23 protein-coding genes are annotated in these 21319 nt (G+C 71.0%); 13 read left to right on the forward strand and 10 right to left on the reverse strand.

The window, feature by feature from the left end:
* Position 1: 1 nt before the first annotated feature.
* The gene (locus tag BN977_RS16880) at positions 2–2140 is read right to left on the reverse strand and encodes an acetyltransferase SucT (RefSeq protein WP_024453988.1); all 2139 of its coding nucleotides are present in this window, start codon (positions 2138–2140) and stop codon (positions 2–4) included.
* 92 nt (positions 2141–2232) lie between these two features.
* Between BN977_RS16880 and BN977_RS16885 the strand changes: the two genes are divergently transcribed.
* Genes BN977_RS16885 through BN977_RS16900 form a run of 4 tightly spaced genes read left to right on the forward strand, consistent with a single transcriptional unit; the run spans position 2233 to position 5907 of the window.
* Positions 2233–3525, forward strand: coding sequence for an adenosylmethionine--8-amino-7-oxononanoate transaminase (locus tag BN977_RS16885; RefSeq protein WP_036399762.1), 1293 nt, complete (start codon positions 2233–2235; stop codon positions 3523–3525).
* A 36-nt stretch (positions 3526–3561) separates the two neighbouring features.
* Positions 3562–4707, forward strand: coding sequence for an 8-amino-7-oxononanoate synthase (locus tag BN977_RS16890; RefSeq protein ID WP_036399764.1), 1146 nt, complete (start codon positions 3562–3564; stop codon positions 4705–4707).
* 7 nt (positions 4708–4714) lie between these two features.
* A complete protein-coding gene (bioD, locus tag BN977_RS16895; RefSeq protein ID WP_036399767.1) occupies positions 4715–5386 on the forward strand; it encodes a dethiobiotin synthase in 672 nt (223 codons plus the stop codon).
* Positions 5387–5388: 2 nt separating this feature from the next.
* The gene (locus tag BN977_RS16900) at positions 5389–5907 is read left to right on the forward strand and encodes a 2'-5' RNA ligase family protein (RefSeq protein ID WP_036399770.1); all 519 of its coding nucleotides are present in this window, start codon (positions 5389–5391) and stop codon (positions 5905–5907) included.
* Here the strand turns inward: BN977_RS16900 and BN977_RS16905 are convergent.
* Positions 5900–6211 (reverse strand): transcriptional regulator, encoded by a 312-nt coding sequence (locus BN977_RS16905; protein WP_036399773.1) that lies wholly within the window; start codon positions 6209–6211, stop codon positions 5900–5902. The two genes, BN977_RS16900 and BN977_RS16905, sit on opposite strands and share 8 nt — an antisense overlap.
* Positions 6204–6668, reverse strand: a complete 465-nt coding sequence (locus BN977_RS16910) for a hypothetical protein (protein ID WP_036399775.1) — start codon at positions 6666–6668, stop codon at positions 6204–6206. The genes BN977_RS16905 and BN977_RS16910 overlap by 8 nt, the downstream gene beginning before the upstream one ends.
* A gap of 81 nt (positions 6669–6749) precedes the next feature.
* Here BN977_RS16910 and BN977_RS16915 point away from each other — a divergent pair, with 81 nt between their 5' ends.
* Positions 6750–7517 carry a maleylpyruvate isomerase family mycothiol-dependent enzyme gene (locus BN977_RS16915; protein WP_036399777.1) on the forward strand — a complete coding sequence of 256 codons (768 nt, stop codon included), beginning with the start codon at positions 6750–6752 and terminating at the stop codon, positions 7515–7517.
* On the opposite strand, the gene BN977_RS16920 is transcribed toward BN977_RS16915, so the two are convergent.
* A complete protein-coding gene (locus tag BN977_RS16920) occupies positions 7470–8096 on the reverse strand; it encodes a TetR/AcrR family transcriptional regulator C-terminal domain-containing protein (RefSeq protein WP_036399779.1) in 627 nt (208 codons plus the stop codon). The two genes, BN977_RS16915 and BN977_RS16920, sit on opposite strands and share 48 nt — an antisense overlap.
* A 68-nt stretch (positions 8097–8164) precedes the next feature.
* Between BN977_RS16920 and bioB the strand changes: the two genes are divergently transcribed.
* The 5 genes from bioB to BN977_RS16945 all read left to right on the forward strand — a co-directional run bounded on the left by bioB (position 8165) and on the right by BN977_RS16945 (position 11982).
* Positions 8165–9160: a biotin synthase BioB gene (bioB, locus tag BN977_RS16925; protein WP_024453997.1), complete on the forward strand. Its 996-nt coding sequence runs from the start codon at positions 8165–8167 to the stop codon at positions 9158–9160.
* 12 nt (positions 9161–9172) lie between these two features.
* Positions 9173–9409 carry a biotin synthase auxiliary protein BsaP gene (gene bsaP, locus BN977_RS16930; protein ID WP_024453998.1) on the forward strand — a complete coding sequence of 79 codons (237 nt, stop codon included), beginning with the start codon at positions 9173–9175 and terminating at the stop codon, positions 9407–9409.
* Complete coding sequence (locus tag BN977_RS16935) at positions 9406–10029, forward strand: DUF2567 domain-containing protein (protein WP_036399782.1); 624 nt, start codon at positions 9406–9408, stop codon at positions 10027–10029. The genes bsaP and BN977_RS16935 overlap by 4 nt, the downstream gene beginning before the upstream one ends.
* A gap of 98 nt (positions 10030–10127) precedes the next feature.
* Positions 10128–11066 (forward strand): methionyl-tRNA formyltransferase, encoded by a 939-nt coding sequence (locus BN977_RS16940; protein WP_024453999.1) that lies wholly within the window; start codon positions 10128–10130, stop codon positions 11064–11066.
* A gap of 4 nt (positions 11067–11070) precedes the next feature.
* Complete coding sequence (locus BN977_RS16945; RefSeq protein ID WP_036399785.1) at positions 11071–11982, forward strand: ATP-grasp fold amidoligase family protein; 912 nt, start codon at positions 11071–11073, stop codon at positions 11980–11982.
* Between the two features lie 22 nt (positions 11983–12004).
* On the opposite strand, the gene BN977_RS33505 is transcribed toward BN977_RS16945, so the two are convergent.
* The 3 genes from BN977_RS33505 to BN977_RS16960 form a co-directional block, all read right to left on the reverse strand.
* Positions 12005–13741: a hypothetical protein gene (locus tag BN977_RS33505; RefSeq protein ID WP_051561601.1), complete on the reverse strand. Its 1737-nt coding sequence runs from the start codon at positions 13739–13741 to the stop codon at positions 12005–12007.
* A gap of 141 nt (positions 13742–13882) precedes the next feature.
* Positions 13883–15235, reverse strand: a complete 1353-nt coding sequence (locus BN977_RS16955; RefSeq protein WP_036399788.1) for a lipase family protein — start codon at positions 15233–15235, stop codon at positions 13883–13885.
* 42 nt (positions 15236–15277) lie between these two features.
* Positions 15278–15970, reverse strand: a complete 693-nt coding sequence (locus BN977_RS16960) for an NUDIX hydrolase (protein WP_024454003.1) — start codon at positions 15968–15970, stop codon at positions 15278–15280.
* A 70-nt stretch (positions 15971–16040) separates the two neighbouring features.
* Between BN977_RS16960 and nadA the strand changes: the two genes are divergently transcribed.
* From nadA to nadC, 3 genes are read left to right on the forward strand one after another with little or no spacing between them, the layout of a single operon-like run.
* Entirely contained in the window at positions 16041–17102 is a 1062-nt protein-coding gene (gene nadA, locus BN977_RS16965) for a quinolinate synthase NadA (protein ID WP_036399792.1), read from the forward strand.
* The gene (locus BN977_RS16970) at positions 17099–18694 is read left to right on the forward strand and encodes an L-aspartate oxidase (RefSeq protein ID WP_036399795.1); all 1596 of its coding nucleotides are present in this window, start codon (positions 17099–17101) and stop codon (positions 18692–18694) included. The genes nadA and BN977_RS16970 overlap by 4 nt, the downstream gene beginning before the upstream one ends.
* Entirely contained in the window at positions 18691–19548 is an 858-nt protein-coding gene (gene nadC, locus BN977_RS16975; protein ID WP_036399798.1) for a carboxylating nicotinate-nucleotide diphosphorylase, read from the forward strand. The genes BN977_RS16970 and nadC overlap by 4 nt, the downstream gene beginning before the upstream one ends.
* Here nadC and BN977_RS16980 read toward each other — a convergent pair.
* From BN977_RS16980 to BN977_RS16990, 3 genes are read right to left on the reverse strand one after another with little or no spacing between them, the layout of a single operon-like run.
* Positions 19545–20114 (reverse strand): TetR/AcrR family transcriptional regulator, encoded by a 570-nt coding sequence (locus tag BN977_RS16980; RefSeq protein ID WP_036399800.1) that lies wholly within the window; start codon positions 20112–20114, stop codon positions 19545–19547. The two genes, nadC and BN977_RS16980, sit on opposite strands and share 4 nt — an antisense overlap.
* 42 nt (positions 20115–20156) lie before the next feature.
* Positions 20157–20798 carry a LysE family transporter gene (locus tag BN977_RS16985; RefSeq protein ID WP_036399802.1) on the reverse strand — a complete coding sequence of 214 codons (642 nt, stop codon included), beginning with the start codon at positions 20796–20798 and terminating at the stop codon, positions 20157–20159.
* 33 nt (positions 20799–20831) lie between these two features.
* Positions 20832–21254 (reverse strand): nitroreductase family deazaflavin-dependent oxidoreductase, encoded by a 423-nt coding sequence (locus BN977_RS16990; protein WP_081664474.1) that lies wholly within the window; start codon positions 21252–21254, stop codon positions 20832–20834.
* Between the last annotated feature and the right edge of the window lie 65 nt (positions 21255–21319).

A 21319-nucleotide genomic window follows, 5' to 3' on the forward strand; every position in this document is an offset into this window, starting at 1 on the left:
GTCACCACCACCCCGTCGCGGCCGCCATCTGGCGTCCCAACTCGTTCGTCATGGTGCGCATGTAGGTGGTCGATAGATGGTGAGAATCGTGATACATCAACACATTTCCCTCCACAACTCGACACACGTCGGGCCGGCACACGGCGTCGCTCATGTCGAGTGGCTTGAGGTTGGGAAACCTTCCTACGAAATCCAGGGTGGGGTTGTGGTCGGACAGTACCGCAGAGCGCTTCATGCCGCAGGAGATGGCGTCCCCACCGTCGGCCAGGCAGTCGGCGGCGAAGTACGGTTTGCCGTTGCGCACCAGCCACGGGGTGTCCCGCATCGCCAGCACGTCGATCCCGGCGTCGGCGAACTGCTGCCAGATGCCGATGTAGAAGCCGGGCATCACGTCACCGTCCTTGATGTTCCACGGCCGGGTCGAGGTGGTGAACACGTAGTCGGGATGGTCGGCGAGCAGTTTGGGCATCACCTTCTGGTTCCACTCCCGGCAGTTGGGGTAGGGCCGGTTGTCGCCCATGACGAGGGGGTTCTCCTCGGTGGTCAGCGGGCAACCCATCTTCAGGTAGGTGACGATCTTGAAGTGGTGCAGCCGGCCGAGCAGGTCCAGCGCGGTGATCCAGTGTTCGGCGTGTGAGCCGCCGGCCAACGCGACGGTCCGGGTGGCGTCCTTGTCGCCGTAGGTGCAGTTGAGGATGTCGACGCTGTCGAAGTCGGCGATACAGCCGTCGTCGGTGGTTTCCGGCAGGTCGTTCTTGGCCTCCAGCACGGTGGGCCGCATCGGCAGTTTGGGCACCTTGGCATGGTTGAGCAGCGCCCGCGCGCCCGGGTAGTCGCGGGCCGAGAGCCCGGACAGTTCCTTGCCGCTGGCCCGCTGCACGGTGACGTGTTCCCGCCAGGTGAACGACGTCGCCGTCAGCGCCACCCCCAGCAGGGTGACCACCGAGCCGAGCGCGATCGTCGGGCGGCGCAGCCGGGCGCGCCACGGCACGACCGGGGCGGTGCGGGCCACCGGCGCCCGGTAGCGCAGCGGCGTCTCCACATACCGGGTGGTCAGCCAGGCCAGCACCCCGGACACCAGCAGCACGACGGAACCGTCCACCAGGCCGGCGTGCGCGCCGCCGCTGTAGGCCAGCCAGAAGATCAGCAGTGGCCAGTGCCACAGATACAGCGCGTACGCCATCGACCCCAGCGACACGAACGGCTTGGTGGCCAGCAGCCGGTTGGGTGCGGGCAGCGGCGCGTCACCGCGGTTGGCCGCCGACAGGATGAACAGCACGGTGGCACCGACGGGCACCAGCGCCCACGGGCCGGGGAACTCCCGCACCCCGTCGATGACGGCACCGCAACCGACGATCGCGACCAGCGCCACGGTGGCGATCATCGTGCGCAGCCAACTGGGCCAGTGCACCCGCGGCACCAGGGCACCGGCCAGGACGCCGGCGAGCAGCTCCCAGCCGCGGGCGAAGCTGTTGTAATACGCGGTGGCCTGATCGGTGTTGTGCGCGATGATCGCGTACACGAAGGAGGCGACGGCCAACGCCGCGATGAGGACGATGAACGCGGCCCGCAGGTGCCGCCCCAGCCGGTTGCGCAACAGATAAGCGAACCCGAACACCAGCGCCAGGAACGCGATGTAGAACTGGCCCTGCACCGACATCGACCAGATGTGCTGCAGCGGGCTGACGGCCTCACCGGCGCGGAGGTAGTTGGCGGCGGTGTCGGCCAACTCCCAGTTCTGGAAGTAGCCCAGGCTTGCCAGGCTCTGGTCAGCAAACGTCTCCCAGCGGGTTTCCGGCTGCACCAGGATGGTCAGCACCGCGGCGGCGGCCAGCACCACCACCAGTGCGGGCAGCAGCCGCCGCACCAGCCGGACGACCTCGGGCACCGGCCGCAGCGCCGCGCCGGGCCGCAGCGCCATGCGCAGCAGCCGGCCGCCGAAGAAGAATCCGGACAGGGCGAGGAACACGTCGACACCACCGGAAACCCGCCCGAACCAGACGTGGAACACCGCCACCAGAGCGATCGCCACCCCGCGCAACCCATCCAGGTCGTGCCGGTAGAAACCCGATGTGCGGGTACCCATTTCGGCGCGGTCGGCGGCACCGGAGGCGGTCCGGCTGGTGGTTGGGGTCTTCATGGTCGGTGACTCAATCTACCCAAGAACCCTGGATACCTCAGGTCACGGGCGCCGCCGCGTCGTCTGTGAGCAAAGCGATAGTGTCGGATCCCATGCCCGCGTTGACACCCGACGAGATCAGCGCCATCGACGCCGCGCATGTCTGGCACCCCTACAGCACCATCGGCGCCGAGGCGCTGCCGCCCGTGGTCGCAGTCGGTGCCAAGGGCGCCTGGCTGACGCTGGTGCACGACGGCGCCCGGATCCAGGCGCTGGACGCGATGAGCTCGTGGTGGACGGCGGTGCACGGGCACGGTCACCCGGCGCTCGACGCGGCCATCACCGCGCAGCTGGCCACCATGAACCACGTCATGTTCGGCGGGCTCACCCACGAGCCCGCCGCCCGGCTGGCGCAGCTGCTGGTCGAGATCACCCCGGCCGGGTTGGAGACGGTGTTCTTCAGCGATTCGGGCTCGGTGGCCGTCGAGGTGGCGGCCAAGATGGCCCTGCAGTACTGGCGCAGCCGCGGCCGGCCGGCCAAGCACCGGCTGATGACCTGGCGGGGTGGCTATCACGGTGACACGTTCACCCCGATGAGCGTGTGTGACCCCGACGGCGGCATGCACGAGCTGTGGACCGATGTGCTGACCCCGCAGGTGTTCGCCCCGCAGGTGCCGTCGGACTACGACCCGGGCTACAGCGCGGCGTTCGAGGCTCAGCTGGCCGAGCATGCCGGCGAGCTGGCCGCCGTCATCGTCGAACCCGTGGTGCAGGGCGCCGGCGGCATGCGTTTCCACGATCCCCGGTATCTGGCCGATCTGCGCGCCGCCTGTGACCGGCACGGCGTGCTGCTCATCTTCGACGAGATCGCGACCGGTTTCGGGCGCACCGGCGCGCTGTTCGCCGCCGATCACGCCGGGGTCAGCCCGGACATCATGTGCGTGGGTAAGGCCCTCACCGGCGGATACGTCACCCTGGCCGCCACGTTGTGCACGGCGGAGGTGGCACACACCATCAGCACCGGCGAGCCGGGGACGTTGATGCACGGCCCGACGTTCATGGCCAACGCGCTGGCGTGCGCGGTGTCGGTGGCCTCGGTGGAGCTGCTGCGCAGCAGTGACTGGCCCGCGCAGGTCCGCGCGATCGAGGCCGGTCTGCGCGCCGGGCTGGAACCGGCGCGGGAACTGTCGGGGGTGGCCGACGTCCGGGTGCTGGGGGCGATCGGGGTGATCGAGATGGCCGAGCCGGTGGACATGGCGGTGGCCACCGAGGCGGCGTTGCGGTGCGGGGTATGGCTGCGGCCGTTCGGCCGGCTGGTCTACGCGATGCCGCCGTTCATCTGCACCCCGGACGAGGTCGCGCAGATCGGTGCGGCGATGGTGGCGGTGGCGCGTGCGCTAGTCTGAGCGGGAATTGAACACCGTTCAGGAGGTGGTCGCACCGTGACCCGCACCGGTCTTTCGCCGCTGGCCTGGCTCGCCGAGGTCGAGCAGCAGCGCCGCTCCGCCGGGCTGCGCCGCGCGCTGCGGGTTCGCCCGCCGGTCGGCGCCGAACTGGACCTGGCCTCCAACGACTACCTCGGGTTGTCCCAGCATCCCGCCGTGCTCGACGGCGGGGTGCAGGCGTTGCGCACCTGGGGGGCTGGCGCGGGTGGCTCCCGCCTGGTCACCGGCAACACCGAGCTGCACGAGGAGTTCGAGACCGAACTGGCCCGCTTCACCGGCGCCGAATCGGCACTGGTGTTCTCGTCGGGCTACACCGCCAATCTCGGTGCCCTGGTCGCCCTGTCGGGGCCGGGGTCGCTGATCGTGTCCGACGCGTTGTCCCACGCGTCGCTGGTGGACGCGTGCCGGCTGTCCCGGGCCCGGGTCACCATCGCCCCGCACCGGGACGTGGCCGCCGTCGAAGCGGCGCTGGCCGAGCGGACCGAGCAGCGGGCGGTGGTGGTCACCGAGTCGGTCTTCTCCGCCGACGGTGTGCTGGCCCCGCTGCGCGAGTTGCACGAGGTGTGCCGCAGGCACGGCGCGTTGCTGTTCGTCGACGAGGCGCACGGGATCGGGGTGCGCGGCACCGGTGGCCAGGGTCTGCTGTTCGAGACCGGGCTGGCCGGTGCTCCCGACGTGGTGATGACGACGACGCTGTCCAAGGCGCTCGGCTCGCAGGGCGGGGTGGTGCTCGGCCCGGAGGCGGTGCGGGCGCACCTGATCGACGCCGCCCGCCCGTTCATCTTCGACACCGGGTTGGCGCCGGCCGCCGTCGGAGCGGCCCTGGCCGCACTGCGCGTGCTGATCGCCGAGCCGCAGCGGGCGGCCGCGGTGCTGGCCCGCGCGACCGAACTGGCCCGGATGTGCGATGTGCCCGACGACCCCACCTCGGCGGTGGTGTCGGTGATCCTCGGCGAGCCCGAGGTGGCCGTCGCCGCCGCGGCGGCCTGCCTGGACCGTGGCGTGCGGGTCGGCTGTTTCCGGCCGCCGAGCGTGCCCGCCGGCACCTCCCGGCTGCGGCTGACCGCGCGGGCGTCGCTGTCCGCCGACGAGATGCAGTTGGCCCGCGAGGTGCTGACCGACGTGCTGGCGTCGGCTCGATGAGGTCGCGATGAGCGTGCTGTTGGTGACCGGCACCGACACCGGTGTCGGCAAGACGGTGACCACCGCGGCGCTGGCCGGTGCGGCCCGGCAGGCCGGGCTGGACGTGGCGGTGTGCAAGCCGGTGCAGACAGGGACCGCCAACGGCGACGACGACCTGGGGGAGGTCGGCCGGCTGGCCGGTGTCACCGCCCTGCACGGCGGCTGGCGTTATCCCGAGCCGTTGGCGCCGGTGGCCGCGGCGACGCGAGCGGGCCTGCCGTTGCCCACCAGGGCCGAGCTGGTCGCGTCGGTGCGGGCGGTCGATGCCCCGGGCCGGCTGACCCTGGTCGAGGGGGCCGGCGGGTTGCTGGTCGAGCTGGGGTCGGCCGGGGTGACGCTGCGCGATCTCGCCGTCGACCTCGATGCTCCGGTGCTGCTGGTCGTCGCACCCGGGCTGGGCACCTTGAACCACACCGCGCTGACGCTGGAATCTCTTGCCGCTCATGGCATTCCGTGTGCTGGACTGGTCATCGGGAGCTGGCCGGCCGATCCCGGGGTGGCCGAACAGGGCAACCGGGAGGCGCTGGCTCGGCTGGCGCCCGTGCGTGCCGTGTTGCCGGCCGGAGCCGCGCGTGCCGGCGATTTCGCCGCGATCAGCGCCGCCGCTTTCGACCCGGGCTGGATCACGAGCCTGCGGTAGCCATGGCCCACTCGGTGGAACTGCTCCTGGACGCCGACACCGACCGGACGATCCGTGACCGCTGGGATGCGCTCACCGACGTGGGTATCCGCAGCCAGGCTGCCCACCGCGGGCCGAGCAACCGTCCGCACGTCACGGTGGCGGTGGCGGCGGCCATCTCCGCTGCCGTGGACGCCGAACTGACCGCGGTAGCGGCGACGATGCTGCCGCTGCCGTGCCGGATCGGCGCCCCTGTCGTGTTCGGACATGAGCCGTTCGTGCTGGCGCGTCTGGTCGTGCCGTCAGCGGAGTTGCTCGAACTGCAGGCACGTATCCATCGAATATGTTTGCCGCACATGACTACTGGCCCTTTCCCGCATGCCTGCCCCGGCAGCTGGACCCCACACGTCACCTTGGCCCGCAGGTTGCACGCTGCGCAACTGGAACGGGCGCTGCCGCTGGCGGGCGATGATCTGGACGCGACGTTCGTGCGGCTGCGGCGCTGGGACGGCGACACCAAGACCGAATACGCGCTCAGCTGAGCGGTTCCCGCAGGCGCCCGGACACGATGGCGTTCAGCGCGGCGATGTGACCGCGATAGGCGTCGCGCCCGGCGTCGGTGAGCCGGGCCCGCAGCTTGTGCCTGCTGCCCTCGAGCCGGCGTTCGGTGTGCAGGTAGCCGGCGTCCTCCAGGACGGCCAGTTGTTTGGACAGCGCCGAGTCGGACAACCCGAGATGGTCCTTCAGATAACCGAATTCGGCCCAGTCGGCGGCGTCCAGGGTGGCCACCAAGGTCAGCCGGGTGCTGGGGTGGATCAGGTCGTCGAAACGCGCGGCGTCAGGCATGCGCCCACCGGCGGGTCACCCGCAGGATCTCCGGCCCGCCGAACCCGACCACCGCCGCGGCCAGGATCGCGGCCCATGTTCCGGCATGCCGGACACCGTCGGCGTGCAGCGCGAAACCGGCCGCGACGGTCAGGGCGACCAGGCTCAGCAGGATCCCGATCACCACCAGTGGCACCCGCGGGCCCGCGGTGGCGGCGCTGACCTGCACCCGGTCCGACCGGTGCCGGCCACTGAGCAGCCGCGAGGCCACCGTGCTGTGCCCGAGGGCGAACGCGATCGTCGCGATGGTGGCCAGCCAGCGCGGGCCGAGGTCGCCGAGCACACCGAGTGTCACCCACGCGACGGCCATCGCCCACCAATAGCCGCGCGGCAGGCCGATCTCGGCGGCCACTCGGCGCCGCGCGTGGTCGGCGGTCTCCAGTGCGTTGCGGGCCCCCTCGGGCGTGATGTCGTCCACGGCGCCTCCCCACTTTCCGGTGTGGAAAGAAGGCTTCACTTTCCGGCCGGGAAAGTCAAGGCCCTCTGCCATGCTTGGAGCATGGACCGCGCAGCGATCATCCGCGCCGAATCCCGGCGACTGGCCGAGGTGCTGGCCGCCACGGCACCCGAGGCGACCTGCCCGACCTGCCCGGACTGGAATGCGCTGGACCTGCTGTGGCATCTCACCGAGGTGCACTGGTTCTGGGCGCAGGTGCTGGCGGGTGGTGCCAGGGCCGATGCCGATATCGGCGCCGTCGAGGCGGCCAAACCGCCGCGGCCGACCGATGTCGGCGAGCTGCTCGCGCTGCGCGAACAGAGCACCGAGGCATTGCTGGCGCAGCTCGACCGCCTCGACGACGCCGAACCGCGGTGGTCGTGGTGGAAGCCGGACCAGACCGTCGGCTTCACCCGCCGGATGCAGACCTACGAGGCGACCATGCACCGTGTCGACGCCGAACTGACCGCGGGTCTGCCGGTCGGGTCCATCGCCGCGGACGTCGCTGCCGGAGCCGTCGACCACGCCGTCGACGTGATGTGGGGCTGGCTGCCCGACGGCGCGAGCTATGAACCGTCGGCCGTCGCGGAGTTCGTCGCCTCCGATGCCGACGCGCACTGGTTGGTCGAGGTCGGGCGGTGGAGTGCGCCGTCGGGCCGCAGCGCGCCGCGGGCCGTGCGGGCATCGGGTGGCCGGCCGACGGTGACGATCACCGCGCCCGTGCGTGATCTCGCGCTGTGGGCGTGGACGCGCGGCGGGTCGGTGGCGGTGACGGGGGAGCCGTCAGCCCGGGCGGCGTTGCGCGATGTCGTCGCCAACGGCATGGGATAGTGCCGAATCACCTTGCGCGGCAAGGCCGTCGATGACGATGGTGAGACCGAACGCGAACCGGCGGGACGGTTCGGCGGTCAGAACGGACTGGCCGTCGGGCAGGGTGGCGCCCGCGGCGTCCCACTGCAGCCGGGATTGCTCGTCGGCGGTGAAGCCGAGCACGTAGTAGACGACGGTGCGGGCGGCCAGTTCGGTGTCGGCGGCGGCGACGCCCGCGGCATCGGCGGCAGCGGCAAGCCGGGTGACGATCTCGGTCATGGCGGCCGATTGCCCGGCGGCGAAACTGGCCGACACCAGTTCGGCGCCGTCGGTGTGCGAGAGCAGCGCGTCGCGCAGCCGGTGGCATCCGCCGGTGATCTGCTCACGCCAGCCGGTCGCGGCGGACCGGTCCAGCGCGGGTTCCAGGATCCGATCGGCCACCGCACCCAGGAGTTCCTGTTTGTTGGCGAAGTGCCAGTACAGGGCGCCCGGGCTGACGGTGAGTTCGCGCGCCAGCCGGCGCATGGTGAGGTCGGCCATCCCGAAGTTGTCCAGGATCGCCGTCGCGGCATCGACTACGTCACGTTTGTGCAGCTGCACACCGTTACTCTAACCTGAACGGTGTTCAAGTCAGGTAGGGGTTGTCGGACTGTTAGGGAGATGTACCGGTGAGCGACATTCTGGTTCAGGCACGTGAGCAGGTACTCGAACGCGGCGTCGGTCTCGATCAGGACCAGACCCTGCAGGTGCTGCAGCTGCCCGACGACCAGCTCGACGAGCTGCTGGCCCTGGCCCACGAGGTCCGGATGAAGTGGTGCGGACCCGAGGTCGAGGTCGAGGGCATCATCAGCCTCAAGACCGGCGGCTGCCCCGAGGACTGCCACTTCTGTTCGCAGTCCGGCCTTTTCGCCTCGCCGGTGCGCAGCGCGTGGCTGGACATCCCGAGCCTGGTCGAGGCGGCCAAGCAGACCGCGAAGACCGGCGCCACCGAGTTCTGCATCGTCGCGGCGGTGCGCGGCCCCGACGAGCGGTTGCTGGCCCAGGTGGCCGCGGGTATCGAAGCGATCCGTAACGAGGTCGACATCCAGATCGCCTGCTCGCTGGGCATGCTCAACCAGGAGCAGGTGGACCGCCTCAAAGAGATGGGTGTGCACCGCTACAACCACAACCTGGAAACCGCCCAGTCGTACTTCCCGAACGTCGTCACCACGCACTCCTGGGAGGAGCGCTGGAGCACGCTGGAGATGGTGCGCGAGGCCGGCATGGAGGTCTGCTGCGGTGGCATCCTCGGCATGGGCGAGACGCTGGAACAGCGCGCCGAGTTCGCCGCCAACCTGGCCGAGCTGAACCCGCACGAGGTACCGCTGAACTTCCTCAACCCGCGCCCGGGCACCCCGTTCGGCGACCTCGAAGTGCTGCCGGCCGCCGACGCCCTGCGGGCGGTCGCCGCCTTCCGGCTGGCCCTGCCACGCACCATGCTGCGGTTCGCCGGCGGCCGCGAGATCACCCTCGGCGACCTCGGCGCCAAGCAGGGCATCCTCGGTGGCATCAACGCCGTCATCGTCGGTAATTACCTGACGACGCTGGGCCGACCCGCCGAGTCCGACCTCGAACTGCTCGACGATCTGCAGATGCCGATCAAGGCCCTCAACGCCACCCTGTAGAAACGGGTGGTGATGACAGACGAAGTTCCGGTGTTGCCCGCGCCCGTCGGGGCCGGGGTGTACAACGTCTACACCGGGGGCCCGGCCGGCAGCACCGTGCCGACCGCCGCCCAGCTCGGTCTGGAGCCGCCCCGGTTCTGCGCCGACTGTGGCCGCCGGATGATCGTGCAGGTCCGACCCGACGGCTGGTGGGCCAAATGCTCGCGCCACGGACAGGTCGATTCCAAGGATCTGGACACCAGGCGATGACCGTTCTGCAGGCGGATATCGTTGGTACCCCCAAGGTTTCGCGACTGTCCGCAGCGCTGCGCGTCTTTGTCGGGGTGGCGTGCAGCGGTCTGCTGATCGGTGCGCTGTGGGCCTGGCTGGCGCCGCCGATCCACGGCGTGATCGCGCTGACCAAGAGCGGCAACAGGACCACGGCCTACCTGGGTAACGAGTCCGACAACTTCTTCCTCGGCGAGTTCCTCCTGGTCGGCATGCTCTCCGGCCTGGCGGTGGTGGCTGCGGTGCTGGTGTGGCAGTGGCGCGCGCATCGGGGGCCCGTGCTGCTGGCCGCGCTGACCCTGGGTGCCGCCGGCGCCGCCGGCGCCGCCGCCGGCATCGGGGCGGTGCTGGTGCGCTGGCGCTACGGCGTCGTCGATATCGGCGCGGCACCGGTCACCCCGGAGCACCGCATCCACTACGTGACCGAGGCGCCCGCGGTGTTCTTCGGCCACGGCGCGTTCCAGATCGCCGCGACCATCGTGCTGCCCGCCGCGGTGGCCGCACTGGTCTACACCTTCACCGCGCTGTCCACCCCGCGTGACGACCTCGGTGCCTGGCCGCCGGTGGAATATCCCGCCGGGCCGCGGATCCCGCAAACGTAGCCCCCACAAAGCGCGCCGCCGCAGATACATTCAACAGGCTCACAGCTGAATGTCAGCAAATTGCAGCCACGAAAAAGTATCTGAGTGAGGGTTTGGTCATGCGCATCGTGTCGTTCGGTTTCCAGACGTGGGGCGTGCAGACGCTCCAGGCGTTGGTCGATCTCGGGCACGAGGTTGCGCTCGCCGTCACCCACCCGGCCAGCGACGACGCCTACAAGGGCATCTTCTCCGATTCGGTCGAGGAACTCGCGCACGAACTCGGCATCCCGGTGCACCTCACCGAGCGCGTCGACAACGAGACCATCGACCTGGTCAAGCGGGCCGAGCCCGATGTGATCGTGGTCAACAGCTGGTACACCTGGATGCCGCCGGAACTGTACGAGCTGCCGCCACACGGGACGCTCAACCTGCACGACTCCCTGCTGCCGAAGGGCACCGGTTTCTCGCCGGTGCTGTGGGCCCTGATCAGTGGCGAGTCACAGATCGGGCTGACGATCCACCGGATGGACAAGGACCTCGACACGGGGGACATCCTGGTGCAGCACGCCCTGCCGATCGGTCCCACCGACACCGGAACCGAACTCGTCGAGCGCGGTATCGCGTTGATCCCAGGCGCCCTGAAGGAAGCGCTCGGCGCGCTGGAATCCGGGACCGCGCAATGGCGGCCGCAGAACAAGGCCGAGCGCACCTACTTCCACAAGCGCTCCGAGCGCGACAGCCTGGTCGACTGGAACTGGCCGGCCGAGGCGCTCGAGCGGTTGGTGCGCGCGCTGTCCGAGCCCTATCCGCGCCCGTTCACGTTCTACCGCGGTGAGCGGATCGAGATTCTGGAAGCCAAGGTGTCCGAGATCCGTTACGGCGGAACGGCGGGCCGGGTGATCGTGCAGGAGGACGGCGGTGCCGTGGTGTGCGGCCCGCAGGCGTACCTGGGCGGCAACCGAGGCCTGGTGGTGACCAAGGTGCGCTCCGCCGACGGCGCCGAACACAGCGGGGACAAATTCTTCCGGCGCGGCGGTTATCTCACCAGCCAGGCGTGATCCGATGCCGTTGCTGACCTACAAGGAGACCCCGACGTGGCTGCGGTCCCCGCGCCGCCGGATGATCGCGGCGTTACCGCTACCGCTGCTGCGCCATGCTCTGTATCTCATGATGATCCGCAGGCCGGGCAACTTCACCGACCCCAAAACCTTCAACGAGAAGGTGAACTGGCGGCTGTTCAACGACCGGCGCGACCGGATCGTCAAGGCCTGCGACAAGATGTGGATGAAGGAGATGGCGCGCGACGCCTACCCGGGTGCCGACCTGCGCATCCCGGCCACCTACTGGTCGGGTACCGATCTGCGTGATGCCCCCGAGCTCGGCGAGCTGCCGCCGTGGGTGCTCAAGCCCAACCACAGCAGCGGGCATGCGGTGTTCGGACCGGACCCGCACACCGATCTGGCGGCCCTGCTGGAGCGGACCGAGCACTGGTTCGACGAGACTCCGCTGGAACTCGGCGAATGGGGTTACAGCCAGGCCCGGCCGCGGCTGCTGCTGGAGGAGAAGATCCTCACCCCGGACGGCCAGCCGCCCGTCGACTACAAATTCTTCGTCTTCGAGGGACGCATCGAGCTGATCCAGGTGAACCGCGGCCGGTTCGCCGGCGTGCAGACCGCCACCTTCCTGGACGCGGACTGGCGCCGGCTGCCGGTGCGGTGGCGTATCCAGCCCGTCGCCGACGAGGAGCGCCCCGCAGAGCTGGACAAGATGATGCACATCGCCAGCACCCTCGGGGCCGACTGGGATTTCATCCGGGTCGACCTGTACGCCGTGGACGGTGAGGTGTGGTTCGGCGAGTACACCCCCTACCCGGGCAGCGGCCTGCTGCGGTACAAGCCGATGAGCTTCGACCGCGAGCAGGGGGCGGTCTGGAACCTGCCGACACTGGCGCAGGTGCAGCCCGGCCAACCGTGACCGGGCCGCCTGCGCGCGGCCGCTAGACCGTCGAACCGCCGGGGCTGCCGCTGCCGCCGCCCGGGCTGCCGCCCTGGCCGCCGCTGCCGTCGGCGGAACCGCCGTTGCCGCCGCGGCCACCGGACCCACCGAGGTTGCCGTTGCCGCCGCGGCCGCCGGACCCGCCGGCCCCGGTGGCCGAACCCGTGTCGGAGATACCGTTACCGCCATTGCCGCCGCGGCCGCCGGGGGTGAGGACGCCGCGGCCGTTGCCGCCCGTACCGCCCTGGCCGCCTGCCGAGGTGCCGCCGGACGACGTGTGGGTGCCGGTGCCGCCGTCCCCGCCGCGGCCCCCGCCGCCGACAATGCCGCTGGTCCCGCCGCCGCCACCGGTCCCGCCGGTGCCCGTGCCGGTGCCCGACGTGCCCGCGCCGCCGGCGCCGCCGCGCCCGCCGTTTCCGGCGATGGCGTTGTCACCACCGGTGCCGCCGGTCCCGCCGGTCCCTTGGCCCGCGCCGGCGTAGCCGTTGCCCCCGGCGCCGCCGGTGCCGCCCACGCCGATCTCGACCACGCCGCCGCGCCCGCCGGCACCGCCGGTGGCGGTGTCGTCCGCCGAGTCCGACTCCGGCGTGTAGGCGTCACCGCCACGGCCACCGTTACCCGGTGCGTACAACGACTGGGCGCCGTCACCGCCGCGCCCGCCGGTGGCGGTGCTGCCGCCGACCCCGCTGACACCCTGCGCGTCACCGCCGGTGCCGCCGCTGCCACCGGCGCCGAGAGTTCCTGCCGTGCCGCCGTTTCCGCCGTTCCCGCCGACCGCATTGAGACCGGTGGCGTCCGCGCCGTCGCCGCCGCGGCCGCCGTTGCCCGCGATCAAACCACCGGCCCCGCCGTTGCCGCCATGGCCGGCGTTCTCCAGGCCGACCGTGTTGTCACCGTCGCCGCCGCGACCGCCGTCGCCCAGGAAGCCACCGCGCCCGCCGTTGCCGCCATCCGGATTCAGCCCGGCACCGTCGCCACCGCGGCCACCGTTGCCGATCAACAGCCCGGCCGCGCCGCCGTCACCGCCACCGGCGCCGCCGGCGCCACCGTTGCCGATCAGCCCGCTCGCGCCGCCGTTGCCGTACAGCCCACCGCTACCGCCGTTGCCCAGCAGCAGACCGCCGCGCCCGCCGTTGACGCCCTCGGCGGTCACGTTGTAGCCGTTGCCGATCAGCAGGCCGGCGTCCGGGTTGGCGGCGGTGCCGTTGCGGACGAACACCGCGACGATCGGGATGTTGCCGCCGATATCACCCAGCACCCCGGCGATCGCGCCCGGCAGGTCGGCGAGGCTGACGGTGGTGGCCAGCGTGGCCGCGCCGGCGGGCGCGACACCGGTAGGTGCGTCACCGGTGGCCGTGGCCGTGGCCGTGGCCGGCGCCGAGCGCCGGGTGGTCAGGGGGTTACCGGTGTCCGGCGCTGACAGGGCGGTCCGGTGCTGGGACGAGCCCGGCACGGCCAGCGGGATCAAGACCAGCGTGGTGTCGTTGCCGACCGGCAGGCTGATCGGCGGGATCGCGCTCGGCTCGGCCGCATAGGTCTGGGTGACGGCCGCCAGCAGTGTGGTCGGGGTGGCCAGCCGGGCGAGGGAGGCCGGCGCGGAGATCGACTGGGCGGCACGTGGGGCCGGTGCCGGCTCGGCCTGCTGCACCGCGATCGCCGCGGTGCCCGCCAGGGCCATGGCGCCGGCCGCGGCGGTCGCGGCCGTCTTCGCGGTGATTCCCGTCAGTCTGCCTGTCATCGGTTGACTCCCTGTTTGCTCGACCACCGTCGTCCGGCGGATGCCTTCGACATAGTGCCGGTCGCACAGCAATTTCGCAGGTATTTCGCAGGCGGTTGCTGAGAGGAATTCACAGCGTGGGTCGGCGCCGGGCGCCGGGTGTCAGCGGTCGAAAACCGACAGGGGAAGATGTCGAATACGTTGTCCGGTCAGCACTTTCGCGGTGATGACCGCCAGCCTTGCCATGCCTCGGTAGGTCGACGGGTTCAGCAGTGTGGGCCACTTGGTGCGGCGGATGTTGGCATCGAGCGGTCGGCCGGCGAATCGATCGGCAAGCCACCGCAGCGCCATCGGGGCCGACATCGGATGGAGCAGCAGGTGTTCGCTGAGCATGTCCCGGTGATAGGTGACGCTGGCCCCGCCCGAGGCGTAGGTGTCGGCCAGTTCGTCGATGCCGCCGACCGAGATGATCTCGTCGTGCACGGCCTGGATGATCAGCACCGGCGGGCTGGGCACGGCGGCGCCGAGCTTGATCTCGTCGAAGACGTGCCGCACCTCCGGGGTGGCCAGGATCTGTTCCAGCGGCTGGTCCAGCATGTCGCCCATGTCGGTGCGCATCAGCCGCAGCACGGCCTCCACGGTGGTCATGTGGTGCAGCCGCTCGAGCAGTTCATGCCCGTCGGCGTTGGCGTGCTCGTCGATGATGCGGCGCAGCCCGGGATAGACGTCGGCCAGCGCGGCGACCACCAGGGCCGGCAGTGCCGAGGCGAAGGTGCCGTTGAGCCGCCGGAAGGTGTGGCCCAGATCGCCGACGGGCGAGCCGAGGACGGCCCCGACGATGTTCAGTTCGGGCGCGTAGCTGCCGCTCATCTCGGCCGCCCAGGCGGTGGCCAGCCCGCCGCCCGAGTAGCCCCACAGGCCGATCGGCGCGTCGGGTGACAGGTCGAGGCGTTCGGAGCCGAGCGCCGCGCGCAACCCGTCGAGGATGCGGTAGCCCGGCTCGTACGGGGTGCCCCAACTGCCGGCGCGGCCCTCGTGATCGGGCACCGACACCGCCCAGCCCTCGGCGATCGCGGCGGCGATGAGAAGAAGCTCGAACTGAGGTACCGCGCCGGGGGCCACGGCGCGACGGCGCAGGGCATAGGACGGGAAGCATCGGGAGGTGATGGCGTCGATGGCGCACTGATAGGAGATCAGTGGCGCCGAGCCGGCCAGGTCCCGGTCGGCCGGCAGCAACACGGTGGTGGCGGCGGCGTCCGGCCTGCCCTTCATGTCGGTGGTCCGGTACAGCAGCTGCACGGCCCGCACCTGCTGCGGGATCAGGCCGAGAAACGCCACCTCGACATCGCGGCTGCGCAACACGGTGCCCGGCTCGGCGTGCTGGAATCCGGTCGGTGCGTCGTAGAACGGGTCGTCATGGGGCAGCTGGGGGCGGGCGCCCCGGTCGAGTGCCTCGTGCGGCACGCACCCGATCCATTCGGCGCCGGTCGCGGTGGCCGCACTGCCCAGGTCCATCCGGGCATTCTTACTTAAGAGTGGTCTAAGAATCCAGTCGACTCACCCGGGCGGGCGCAAGGCGGCGAATTCGTCGGTGACCCGGTAGCGGGCCTCGGTGAACCGGTAGAGGGCCGCAGGACGGCCGCCGCTTCGGCCGGAGCGGGCCGTGGTGCCGGTCCTGGTGATGACGTTCCGGCGTTCCAGTACGCGCTGCAGGTTGGTGGCGTCGACCGGGTGCCCGAGTGCCGCGCTGTAGATGTCCCGCAGCGTGGACAGGGCGAATTCCTTTGGTGCCAATGCGAATCCGATATTCGTGTAGGACAGTTTGGCGATCAGCCTGGCGTGCGCGTTGGTGACCATCGGCCCGTGGTCGAAGGCCATCGGGGGCAGCGCCGAGACGGGATGCCAGCGGGTGTCCGGCGGCAGTTCCGGGGTGGCCGGGGAGGGGACGAGTCCCAGGAAGGTCGAGGCGATGGTGCGCGGCCCGGGCACCCGGGCCGGGTCGGAGAACACGGCGAGCTGCTCAAGGTGGGCCAATTCACGCAGGTCGACCTTCTCGGCCAGTTGACGACGGACTGAACTGGTCATGTCCTCGTCGTGACGCAGCCGGCCACCCGGCAGCGACCACGCGCCGCGCTGGGGCTCCATCGCCCGCTCCCATAACAGCACGCTGAGCTGGGGTTTCTTTGTCGACAGCTGGCGCACCTGGAACACGACGGCCAGCACTTCGTGCCCGGTGCTAGTATGTGACATGTTTTCGATTGTAAGTCGAAAACCTGGCTTCACCAACCTGGCTCGACAAGCTTCATTTAAGGAGACGGCCATGACGGTCCTGGATCACACTGGGGCACCGACCGCGGAGCGCGCCAGCGCGCTGGCGTCGCGCATCGTCGACGGTCCCGGCGGCTACGGGGGCGTCGTCGCCGACGCGCAGTGGGCGGCGGAGATCCGCAGGCTCGCCGACCTGCGCAATGCGACGGTGCTGGCGCACAACTATCAGTTGCCCGAGATCCAGGACGTGGCCGACCATGTCGGGGACTCGCTGGCGCTGTCCCGCATCGCCGCGGCCGCGCCCGAGGACACCATCGTGTTCTGCGGCGTGCACTTCATGGCCGAGACCGCCAAGATCCTGTCACCGGAGAAGACGGTGCTGATCCCGGACCAGCGCGCCGGCTGCTCGCTGGCGGACTCGATCACCGCCGACGAACTACGGGCCTGGAAGGCCGAGTTCCCCGACGCCGTCGTCGTCTCCTACGTCAACACCACCGCGGCGGTGAAGGCGCTCACCGACATCTGCTGCACCTCGTCCAACGCGGTCGAGGTGGTCGCCTCCATTCCGGAGGACCGCACCGTGCTGTTCTGCCCCGACCAGTTCCTCGGTGCCCACGTGCGCCGGGTCACCGGCCGCAAGAACCTGCACATCTGGGCCGGCGAATGCCACGTGCACGCCGGTATCAACGGTGACGAGCTCGCCGCCCAGGCCCGCAGCCACCCGGACGCCGAGCTGTTCGTGCACCCCGAATGCGGCTGCGCCACCTCGGCGCTGTACCTGGCCGGTGAGGGTGCGGTGCCCGAGGACCGGGTCAAGATCCTGTCCACCGGCGGCATGCTGGACGCCGCGCGGGCGACCGCGGCCCGTCAGGTGCTGGTTGCCACCGAGATCGGCATGCTGCACCAATTGCGCCGCGCCGCACCGGAAGTCGACTTCCTGGCGGTCAACGACCGGGCCTCGTGCACCTACATGAAGATGATCACCCCGGCCGCGCTGCTGCGTTGCCTGGTCGAAGGTGCCGACGAGGTGCACGTGGACGCCGATGTTGCGGCGGCCGGTCGAAGGAGCGTGCAACGCATGATCGAGATCGGGCAACCCGGCGGCGGGGAATGACGGCCTGCGGCCGCGCCACGCACTGGCAGCAGCGCGCTGACGTCGTCGTCATCGGCACCGGGGTGGCCGGGTTGGTCGCCGCGCTGGCCGCCGTGCGAGCCGGCCGAAAAGTGGTGGTGCTGAGCAAGGTTGCCGAAACGGCGACGTTCTATGCCCAGGGCGGCATCGCCGTGGTGCTGCCCGAGGCCTTTCGCGCGGACCAGGACTCGGTGGAGGCGCACGTCGCCGACACCGTGGCCGCCGGCGGCGGGCTCTGCGACGCCGAGGCGGTGCGCTCCATCGTCGCCGACGGGTACCGGGCCGTCGCCGACCTGGTGGCCGACGGCGCCCGGTTCGACGAGTCCGCCCCCGGCCACTGGTCGCTGACCCGCGAGGGTGGGCACACCCGGCGCCGCATCATCCACGCCGGTGGCGACGCCACCGGGGCCGAGGTGCAGCGCGCGCTCGACCACGCCGCCACCCATCTGGACGTCCGACGCAACCACGTGGCACTGCAGATCTGCCGCGACGCAGACCAGGTGACCGGCGTGCTGGTGCACAGCCCGGACGGGCCGGGCGTGCTGCACGCTCCGGCGGTCATCCTGGCCACCGGCGGCCTGGGCCACCTGTACGCCGCCACCACCAATCCGGACGGGTCGACCGGCGACGGGGTGGCGCTGGCGCTGCGGGCCGGGTGCACCGTCACCGACGTGGAGTTCGTCCAGTTCCACCCGACGATGCTCTACACCGGTGCGGCCGGCGGGCGCCGCCCGTTGATCACCGAGGCGATCCGCGGCGAAGGGGCCGTCCTGCTCGACCGCCGGGGCCGTTCGGTGACCGCGGGCGTGCACCCGATGGGTGACCTGGCGCCGCGGGACGTGGTGGCCGCCGCCATCGACGCGCGGCTGCGCGAGACCGGCGACCCGTGCGTCTACCTCGACGCCACCGCGATACCCGATGTGGCGCACCGGTTTCCGACGGTCACCGCGGCCTGCCTGGCGGCCGGGGTCGACCCGGCCCGCCAACCCATCCCGGTGGTGCCCGGCGCGCATTACAGCTGTGGGGGCGTCACCACCGATGTGCACGGCCGTACCGAACTTCCGGGATTGTTCGCCGCCGGCGAGGTCGCCCGCACCGGGATGCACGGTGCCAACCGGCTGGCGTCCAACAGCCTGCTGGAAGGCCTCGTCGTCGGTGGCCGGGCCGGGCGCGCCGCCGCCGCCCATGCCCTGGCCGCCGGTCCGGTCCTGGCCCGGGTGCCGGAGGTTGCCGCCGAGCCCACGCTGGACCGCGGTGCGCTGCAGCGGGCGATGAGCCGGGACGGCGCCGTCGTCCGCGACGCCGACGGGCTGGCGCACTTGAGCGCCGTGCTGAACAGCGCGGGGACCCGCGTCGTCACCAACCGCACCGATTTCGAGGACGCCGCTTTGACCATGACCGCCCGGGCGGTGGCGGTGGCCGCCGCCGAACGCACCGAGTCGCGTGGCTGTCACCACCGCGCCGATCACCCGAACACCGATGCGGCGCAGGCCAAGAGCATCACCGTGCGGCTCGACGCGGCCGGGGCACCGGCCGTCCTGGCGCCCGCCGCCGTGTCGGGAGGTGCCCGGTGAAGCCGTCGGCGGACGAACTCGACGAGGCCCGCGCCGTCATCGCCCGCGGCCTCGACGAGGACCTGCGCTACGGGCCCGACGTCACCACCGCGGCCACCGTGCCCGCCGACGCGGTGACCACCGCGTCGATGGCCACCCGGGAACCCGGGGTGGTCGCCGGTGTCGACATCGCCTTGCTGGTGCTCGACGAGGTGCTCGGTCCCGACGGATACACCGTGCTCGACAGGGTGCAGGACGGGGCCCGCCTGACGGCCGGCCAGGCCCTGCTGACGGTCCGCGCTCCCGCGCAAGGCCTGCTCACCGCCGAGCGCACCATGCTGAACCTGGTGTGCCACCTGTCCGGGATCGCCACCGCCACCGCCCACTGGGTGGACGCCGTGGAGGGCACCCGCGCCAAGATCAGGGATACCCGCAAGACCCTGCCCGGGCTGCGCGCCCTGCAGAAGTACGCCGTGCGCGTCGGCGGCGGTGTGAACCACCGGATGGGCCTGGGCGATGCCGCCCTGATCAAGGACAACCATGTCGCGGCGGCCGGTTCGGTGCTGGCCGCGCTGAACGCGGTGCGTGCCGCCGCCCCGGGTTTGCCGTGCGAGGTCGAGGTCGACTCGCTGGAGCAACTCGACGACGTGCTGGGGGCCGGCGTGGAACTGGTCCTGCTGGACAACTTCCCGGTGTGGCAGACCCAGATCGCCGTGCAGCGTCGCGACAGTCGTTCGCCGGCAACGCAATTGGAATCCTCCGGCGGGCTCTCGCTGGAGTCGGCGGCCGGCTACGCGGCCACCGGCGTGGATTACCTCGCCGTCGGCGCGCTGACCCATTCGGTGCGGGTGCTCGACATCGGGCTGGACACCTAACCGCGCTCGAGCAGGGCACGTGCCGCGGTCTTGACCGCCAACAGCGCGCTGGGTTCGCCCGACACCCGGGACAGCAGCAGGGCGCCCTCGATCAACGAGAGGATCGCGCGCGCCGTCTCGTCCGCGTGTGCCGGTTCCCAGCCGTCGGCGCGCAACCGGTCGGCGACCGCGCCGATCCAGTCGCCGAACGCCCGCGCGGACGCGGCCCGCACCACCGGGCTGGCGGTCACCGACTCGGTGGCGATCGGTTCGATGGGGCAGCCGTCACGTTCGTCGGCGCGCAGGTTGGCCGCCATCACGTCCACCCAGCGGTCCACGATGTCGGCGGCGGGGTCGTCGGCCGCCAGCAGTTGGCGCAGCAGTGCGCCGATCCCGCCGCCGACCGTGTCGACGACGGCGGCCGCCAGTTCGGCCTTGCCGTCGGGGAAGTGGTGGTACAGCGAGCCCGCCTTGACCTGCGCGACGTCGAGGATCTGGTTGACGCCGGTGGCCGCGTACCCCTGCCGGCGGAACAGTTGCGCCGCGGTGTCCAGCAGGGCGGCGCGGCTGCGGTCGGGGCGGGGCATGGCAGCGATGCTACCGGCGATACCGGAACGATCGCTCAACTATCAGGCGGGCACGCCCCTGCGCACGAACGACAACACGACGGCCGCGGTGGCGAACAGGCCGGAGAACACCCGGTTCAGGATCGTCTGCTGCCGCGGGGTGTGCAGCCAGTCCACCAACCGCATGGCCAGGCCGGTGTAGAGCCCCATCACCACGCAGTCGACGACGATCATCGTCGCGCCGATCGCCAGGTACTGCGGCAGCAGCGGTGCGGTCGGCACCACGAACTGCGGCAGCACCGCCAGGAAGAACACCAGGCCCTTCGGGTTGGTCGCGTTCACCAGGAAGCCGCGGGTGACCAGGGCCGCCCGGCCGCCGCCGTGGTGGCCCACCTTGCCGACGGTCTCGCGCAGATCGGTGGTGGCGGTGCGCCATTGCTTGACGGCCAGATAGGCCAGGTAACCGACGCCGATCCACTTGATCACCGTGAACGCGATGACCGACCGGGTGACCACCGCGCCGAGCCCGGCGGCCACCAGGGCCAGCTGCAGCATCAGCCCGATCTCCAGGCCGAGGATGCTCCAGTAGCCGCGGCGCAGGCCGTGCGTCATCCCGGTCGCCATCGACTGCACCGCACCCGCGCCGGGGGACACACTGATCGCGATCGCGGCCCCGAGGAATGCCAGCCACACCTGCCACGTCATGCGACCAGTGTGGCAGCCCCGGTCAAACCGATATCACCCGATATCGGCGACGAAGACGCCGGACCTGCGGGCGACGAGGCGGGCCATCCGCGGCAGCGACGGATCGTCGGTGCCCGCCGGCAGCACCCGCGGGTTGGTGATGTGGATGTCGCCCCCGAACAGGTGCACGTCGGCCTCGCCGGCGGCCAGCACGTTCTTCACCCAGTTGGTCTTGCCGTGCATGAGCCCGATCGCCAGGGTGTTGCCCTTGCGGAAACTGGTGACGGTGGTCTCGTACGGCGTGCCCGACTTGCGCCCGCGATGCTTGACGACGGTGAACCCCGGCAGCCGCTTGGCCAGCGGGGCGATCACCGGGTTGATGTACTTGATCTGGAAGTTCTCCAGCCACGGCGGGAAGATCATCGGGACCCCCGGCGCATTGTTCGGATGCTCGTGCCTGGATTGTGCAGCGGACATGGCGTCTCCCATGGCTCGTGAATACGATTTGGCCTGCTCTGGGACAATAGTCGGGTGAGCGCACC

The sequence above is a fragment of the Mycolicibacterium cosmeticum genome (assembly GCF_000613185.1).
Taxonomy (GTDB): Bacteria; Actinomycetota; Actinomycetes; order Mycobacteriales; family Mycobacteriaceae; genus Mycobacterium; species Mycobacterium cosmeticum.

Coding starts and splice junctions, on each gene's coding strand:
- BN977_RS16885 (WP_036399762.1), top strand. CDS start 2,233: ATGCCCGCGTTGACACCCGACGAGATCAGCGCCATCGACGCCGCGCAT.
- BN977_RS16905 (WP_036399773.1), bottom strand. CDS start 6,211: ATGCCTGACGCCGCGCGTTTCGACGACCTGATCCACCCCAGCACCCGG.
- BN977_RS16915 (WP_036399777.1), top strand. CDS start 6,750: ATGGACCGCGCAGCGATCATCCGCGCCGAATCCCGGCGACTGGCCGAG.
- BN977_RS16940 (WP_024453999.1), top strand. CDS start 10,128: ATGCGCATCGTGTCGTTCGGTTTCCAGACGTGGGGCGTGCAGACGCTC.
- BN977_RS16880 (WP_024453988.1), bottom strand. CDS start 2,140: ATGAAGACCCCAACCACCAGCCGGACCGCCTCCGGTGCCGCCGACCGC.
- BN977_RS33505 (WP_051561601.1), bottom strand. CDS start 13,741: ATGACAGGCAGACTGACGGGAATCACCGCGAAGACGGCCGCGACCGCC.
- BN977_RS16945 (WP_036399785.1), top strand. CDS start 11,071: ATGCCGTTGCTGACCTACAAGGAGACCCCGACGTGGCTGCGGTCCCCG.
- BN977_RS16980 (WP_036399800.1), bottom strand. CDS start 20,114: ATGCCCCGCCCCGACCGCAGCCGCGCCGCCCTGCTGGACACCGCGGCG.
- BN977_RS16990 (WP_081664474.1), bottom strand. CDS start 21,254: ATGTCCGCTGCACAATCCAGGCACGAGCATCCGAACAATGCGCCGGGG.
- BN977_RS16970 (WP_036399795.1), top strand. CDS start 17,099: ATGACGGCCTGCGGCCGCGCCACGCACTGGCAGCAGCGCGCTGACGTC.
- bioD (WP_036399767.1), top strand. CDS start 4,715: ATGAGCGTGCTGTTGGTGACCGGCACCGACACCGGTGTCGGCAAGACG.
- nadA (WP_036399792.1), top strand. CDS start 16,041: ATGACGGTCCTGGATCACACTGGGGCACCGACCGCGGAGCGCGCCAGC.
- bsaP (WP_024453998.1), top strand. CDS start 9,173: ATGACAGACGAAGTTCCGGTGTTGCCCGCGCCCGTCGGGGCCGGGGTG.
- BN977_RS16935 (WP_036399782.1), top strand. CDS start 9,406: ATGACCGTTCTGCAGGCGGATATCGTTGGTACCCCCAAGGTTTCGCGA.
- BN977_RS16960 (WP_024454003.1), bottom strand. CDS start 15,970: ATGTCACATACTAGCACCGGGCACGAAGTGCTGGCCGTCGTGTTCCAG.
- BN977_RS16955 (WP_036399788.1), bottom strand. CDS start 15,235: ATGGACCTGGGCAGTGCGGCCACCGCGACCGGCGCCGAATGGATCGGG.
- BN977_RS16900 (WP_036399770.1), top strand. CDS start 5,389: ATGGCCCACTCGGTGGAACTGCTCCTGGACGCCGACACCGACCGGACG.
- BN977_RS16985 (WP_036399802.1), bottom strand. CDS start 20,798: ATGACGTGGCAGGTGTGGCTGGCATTCCTCGGGGCCGCGATCGCGATC.